The organism is uncultured Caldilinea sp., assembly GCF_937128415.1.
In the GTDB taxonomy this organism is placed as follows: Bacteria; Chloroflexota; Anaerolineae; order Caldilineales; family Caldilineaceae; genus Caldilinea.
Genome location: NZ_CAKZMJ010000104.1, coordinates 1 through 5,000 on the forward strand (window position 1 = coordinate 1; position 5,000 = coordinate 5,000).

The window sequence follows — 5,000 nt, forward strand, 5'->3', positions numbered from 1 at the left end:
GACTATCAACGGCAGGGGAAGGTCGTCGTGATGGTGGGCGACGGCGTCAACGATGCGCCGGCGCTGGCGCAGGCCGATGTCGGCGTGGCTATGGGCGCGGCCGGCGTCGACATTGCGTTGGAGGCCGCACATGTTGCGCTGATGCGCGAGGACTGGATGCTCGTGCCGGCCGTCTTTGCCATCGCTCGCCGCACCATGCGCGTCGTTAAAATGAATCTACTGCTGACCGCAGTCTACAATGTCGCCGGCCTCTCGCTGGCGGCCGCAGGCCTGCTGCCGCCGATCCTTGCCGCCGCTGCGCAGTCCATTCCAGATCTATTCATCCTGGGCAACTCGGCGCGATTGCTGAAAAACGATCCGGCGTACAACCCTTCGCGTGATTCAAGGGGGTGAAGACGCTCCAAACGGCCGCATGAAAGAACACGAATCTTTTCGCAATTTAATTTGCGTCTCTACGTGTTCCTTCATGGAGCAAACGATTACGCGCCGCTATCCGATGCATTTGCTTGCATTTGAGAGTCCTGAAGGCGCTTGCGCATCATGACGACATACGAGCGCAGCGCGTTTTCGGCGTTAACGCCATGCAGGTTCGCCAGCGCCGTCAGTTCCCAGAGAATCTGTCCGACCCGGCGTTCATCCGGTGCATCGCCCAACAGCGCAACGAGCGACGGATTCGCCTGCGCCAGCGCAGTGCGATCGAGCAGGCCGGCCTTCGCGGCTTTCGACTGCAGCTTGCGCGCCTTTTCCAGCGCAGGCAAGGCGGGGGCGACGCCGTCGAGTGGATCGGACTGCATCCCCTTTTCCGTCTTTTCCTGCGCTTTGATGGCGTCCCAGTTCGCCAGCACATGATCGACGCCGCTCACAGCTACATCGCCGAAGACGTGAGGATGACGGCGGATAAGCTTGGTCACCACCCCGCGCACCACGTCGGCCATGCGAAAGCGCCCCTCCTCCGTGGCAATCTGCGTCATCATCGTCGCCGAAAGCAGCACGTCGCCCAACTCTTCGCAGATGGCGGGGCTGTTGTCATCCACGAACGCCTCGGCGTCGATGGCTTCAAGCAGCTCAGCGCACTCGTCCAGCAGATCGCTGCGCAGCGAGGCGAGCGTCTGTTCGCGATCCCAGGGGCAGCCCTCTGGCGCGCGCAGGTGGGCGACCAGCTCTTGCAGCGCCGTAAAGCTGGAGTGCGGCGGCAGCGGCGGCACATAGACGCTGGTGAGATGGTCGAAGTGCTCTCCGTGATCGAGCTCGGCCAGCGGCAGAGAGATCAAACGTTGGTGCGCGCTGCCGGCGGCCTGCACGACGGTGACAGGATGCTCCTCCGGATAGGCGTTGAGCAGCGTCAGCTTGACGTCGGAGGCCAGCCAACGTGCGTAGACTTGCGCCAGCACCAGCGGCAGGTTGACGTCGACCATCGGGTGGTGTTGTCTTGCCACGAGCATGGCGTCGATCACCTGCGCGCCGTCCATGGGATCGACGCCGACGGCGGCGCAGACCGGCTCGATGAAGCTCAGGCCGGCGACGATCTCCACCTCCACGCCCACCTCGACGCTGCGCTGTTGCAGCAGCGCCGTCGTCCTCTCGCCGACGCAAGGATGTCCGGGCACAGCGTAGACGATCTCGCCGTGCCTTTGCGCCAGCGCAATCAACCGCTCGACGATGGCGGCGTAAACCTCCTCGAAACGAGCGTGCGCCTCGTAGAGATCGTCGCAGGTGTATAGGGCGACCTCCGCCGGAAGATGGGCTCGCAGCTCTTCGATACAAGGGTGGCGATCTGTGCGCAGCGCCAGGATCGACGCCTGCGTGAGCGCGCGCCAGGCGGCCATTGTCACTTGGTCCAACGGCCCCGGCCCCAACCCAACCACACGAATCCGTTGCATCTTCCCCTTCTTGAGCGTTTCATCCGATGCGTTCAAATCCAATCCGGCTGTTCGTCAGCCTCGGCTCTGGACATACGCCTCCGCCAGCCCTGCGATCAACAGCGTGACCAGCAGGACGGCGATGTCCAGCATGCGCGCCATGGCAAGCGCAGTCCACACGACAACCGTCAACCCGATCAAAATGCCCTGGCGCAACGCCGGTTCGACAGGCAACGGCTGCTGCGGCCAGCGCGTTTTGACGCCGGCCAACCCCGGCCACCGCTCATGCAGGCGCAGCGCAAGCAACCCGCCCAGACCGCCGACCAGCAAAAACAAGGCGAGCATGAACAAAAGCAAGGCGGCGGGATTGAGCCGCCCTTCGGCAGCGTACGGGGATACGTTCATGACCAGATACATGAGCGCTCCTCCGCCGATGAGCGAGGCGAATGCAGTGGACCATGCTGCGCTGCGACGCGTCATAGCGCGAGTGTAGAGGGAAAGGGGAAAAGGTGCAAATCCGGGCGGCGCGGTTTCGACCGCTCCTCACCGACCGTCAGAATGCAACGTCGCGCCGTCCTTCACTCGCCAAACATCTCGGTGAAGCCCTGGATCACCAGGTCGTTTTGTTCCGGCGTCCCGACGCTGATGCGCACGCAGTGAGCGAGCTCTGGATAGGCGGCGACGTCTGAAATTTGCACGCGCCGCCGGTCGCGCAGATGTTCGAGCAGCGCCTGTTTGCGTCCATTCACGGCCACAAGCAGAAAATTCGTTGCGCTCGGATAGACGATGACGCCGGGCAATTGAGCCAGCGCCGCGGCCAGGCGCTCGCGCTCGGCGACGACGCGATCCCGCATCGCCAGGAAGCGCTCATGGTGCTCAAGCGCCACGAGCGCGACCGTCTCGCTGAAGACGCTCAAGGGGAAGACGGTGACGACCTTTTGCAGCTCGGCGGCCAGCGTCGGCGCGGCCAATGCATAGCCGACGCGCGCGCCCGCCATTGCATAAAACTTGCTGAAGGTGCGCAGCAGGATCACGTTGCCCAACTCGAGCAAGCCTGTGAGATTCTGGTCGCAAAATTCGGCGTACGCTTCATCGATGACCAGCAGAGAAGGGATCGACGCCGCCAGACGGCGCAGGTCGGCTTCCGCATAGCGCGTGCCGGTCGGGTTATTCGGCGCGCAGAGGGCGACGAGGCGGGCGTTGTGCTTGCGGGCGGCCTCGGCCAGCGCTTCGACGGGCAGACAAAAGCCGGAGGTTGCGTCGAGCGGAACCTGCACGCCGCTCCCTTCATACAGATGTGCGTTCAGCCGATAGAGCATAAACGTCGGCGTCGGCATGACGACGCTATCCCCAGGCTGCAACGTTGCGGCCATCACTGCGCGGATCAGGTCGGACGACCCTTCGCTCACGACCACTTGTTCCGGCGAAAGCCGGAAACGCGCCGCCAGTGCGTCGATCAGCGGCCAGGGGCGGCCGCTCAGCGGGTAGCGCGACCAGGGGAGGCTCGCCAGCCTGCGCAGCGCCTCCTCCTTGAGATCGGCGGGGAAGTCGTATGGGCTTTCATTCCACTGCAGTCGATGCAGCGCCTCATCAACGCGATCGCGACGCACCGGCCCCGCGCTGCGCACGCCGAGTCGGATGGCGTCGAGCCTCTCCTGTTGCATAGCCGAAAACCTGTCTATGGCTCTCGCCTGACCTGAATCTGGTACTTGCCGGTCTTCCTCGGGCTGAAGTGGCGCACCTGCACATGGTAGACGCCGGGCTCCAGCGTGCGAACGATGCGTGGGTTGAGGCCGACGCCGCTGTCGTCGTCGCTCTGAAGCAACTGCTCTTCGTTGTCCGGGCCGTAGAGCCCCATCACCAGGTCCAGCCTGCCCAACGTCTCGACGCGGTAGCGGCCTCGCTCGCGGACGACGAACTGAAAGCGATCAAGTTCGCCGGGCTTACCGATGGATTCGCTCAGCGGCTCGCCGTCGATCACCAGCTCTTTCTCTTTCTTCTCCTCGAAGGGATAGATCGTGCCCACAAACTGTTTGTCCATCTCCGAAAGCTCGGTGTTCCAGCCGACCTCGAAGTCGCCGATCGTAAATTCCTTCGGGATCGGATAGAGCATGATCGACTTTGGATCGAATTCGGAAAATTGCGTCTGATCGCGGGCGTAGGTCTGGAACAGATTGACGTCCGTCTGCTCCTTTGTCCAGTAATTGGGTGGACCGGCGTAGTAGCGGTAGACCACCGGCTTGTTCCAGGGGATGGAGCTGGCGGGGTTTTGATGTTCATGGATGCAGCCGATGGCGTGGCCGAACTCATGGGTGACGACGCGCGAATATTCGCGATCGTCCGTGTCGCGCTGCAGCCAGCCGAAGTTCATCGTGGCCTGGTTTCTGGGGATGCCCAGCGCGTCGGTGCCGATGTACGACCAGGAGCCGCGCTGTTTGAACGAAATGCGAATCTCGGCGTCCGGGTCATCGACGAAGGCGAACTTCAGGTTGGCGTATCGGCTCCAGACATGGGCGAAGGGCTGCAGACGCTGCTGCACGACGGGGTCGCCGTCCAGAAAACGCACGCGCAGGGTCATGCCCGGCTTCCAGAGCTTGCTGGTCACCAGCGCCAGGCTCATGGGCAATTCGACGCCGGCGAGGGCCGGCGGCGCCTCCACCATCATGGCATTGGACGGATTGAGCTCGATCGAACGCCGAATCGCGCGCTGGCGACGCGGGCCCGTCAACACGCGATCCACGCAGGCGCGAATGTCTTTCAGATACATGGTTGGCTCCTTTTGAAAAGCGACGGCGTCCTGATGCGACGGCGTCGCAGGCGCAAGGCCTGATGCAAGCGGAGAACGCCGCAACGCTCCAGCCGCGGCATTATAGACCCGCCCTGCGCCCCTGTCAATCCATCGCGCAACTTTCACCCTTTAATGGCGCCGACGCGCAAGCCCTGCATGAAGTAGCGCTGGAAGGCGAAGAAAAAGATGATCATCGGGATCGACGCCAGCGCAGCGCCGGACATCAGCAGACCGTAGTTGGTGCCGAACTCACTGGTGTAGAGGTAGGAGAGGCCAACCTGGAGCGTGAAAAGGTCGGGATTCTGCAGCACCACCAGCGGCCACAGGAAGGAATTCCAGTAGCGCTGAAAGGC

The 5,000-nt window shown here is 63.1% G+C and carries 6 protein-coding genes (1 of these 6 running past the window's edge); 1 reads left to right on the top strand and 5 read right to left on the bottom strand.

The genetic code is table 11. The annotated features are described in order from the left end of the window. Positions 1-393 (top strand): HAD-IC family P-type ATPase (locus tag Q0367_RS19875; RefSeq protein WP_298984337.1); only part of this gene is annotated, 393 nt, incomplete at its 5' end. An 86-nt stretch (positions 394-479) separates the two neighbouring features. On the opposite strand, the gene Q0367_RS19880 is transcribed toward Q0367_RS19875, so the two are convergent. From Q0367_RS19880 to Q0367_RS19900, 5 genes are all read right to left on the bottom strand, one after another. Beyond that, positions 480-1,880, bottom strand: a complete 1,401-nt coding sequence (locus tag Q0367_RS19880) for a MazG family protein (RefSeq protein WP_298984339.1) — start codon at positions 1,878-1,880, stop codon at positions 480-482. A gap of 54 nt (positions 1,881-1,934) precedes the next feature. Beyond that, the gene (locus Q0367_RS19885) at positions 1,935-2,276 is read right to left on the bottom strand and encodes a hypothetical protein (protein WP_298984341.1); all 342 of its coding nucleotides are present in this window, start codon (positions 2,274-2,276) and stop codon (positions 1,935-1,937) included. 161 nt (positions 2,277-2,437) lie between these two features. Continuing rightward, complete coding sequence (gene hisC / locus Q0367_RS19890; protein ID WP_298984343.1) at positions 2,438-3,523, bottom strand: histidinol-phosphate transaminase; 1,086 nt, start codon at positions 3,521-3,523, stop codon at positions 2,438-2,440. A 14-nt stretch (positions 3,524-3,537) separates the two neighbouring features. Next, positions 3,538-4,626 carry a hypothetical protein gene (locus Q0367_RS19895; RefSeq protein WP_297636829.1) on the bottom strand — a complete coding sequence of 363 codons (1,089 nt, stop codon included), beginning with the start codon at positions 4,624-4,626 and terminating at the stop codon, positions 3,538-3,540. Between the two features lie 143 nt (positions 4,627-4,769). Beyond that, on the bottom strand, positions 4,770-5,000 hold the 3' end of the coding sequence (locus Q0367_RS19900) for a carbohydrate ABC transporter permease (protein WP_297636826.1). The gene runs 708 nt beyond the window's last position; 231 of the gene's 939 nt are visible here — the last part of the coding sequence; its start codon lies off the right edge, out of view; it ends in the stop codon at positions 4,770-4,772.

Coding starts and splice junctions, on each gene's coding strand:
- Q0367_RS19885 (WP_298984341.1), bottom strand. CDS start 2,276: ATGTATCTGGTCATGAACGTATCCCCGTACGCTGCCGAAGGGCGGCTC.
- Q0367_RS19895 (WP_297636829.1), bottom strand. CDS start 4,626: ATGTATCTGAAAGACATTCGCGCCTGCGTGGATCGCGTGTTGACGGGC.
- Q0367_RS19880 (WP_298984339.1), bottom strand. CDS start 1,880: ATGCAACGGATTCGTGTGGTTGGGTTGGGGCCGGGGCCGTTGGACCAA.
- hisC (WP_298984343.1), bottom strand. CDS start 3,523: ATGCAACAGGAGAGGCTCGACGCCATCCGACTCGGCGTGCGCAGCGCG.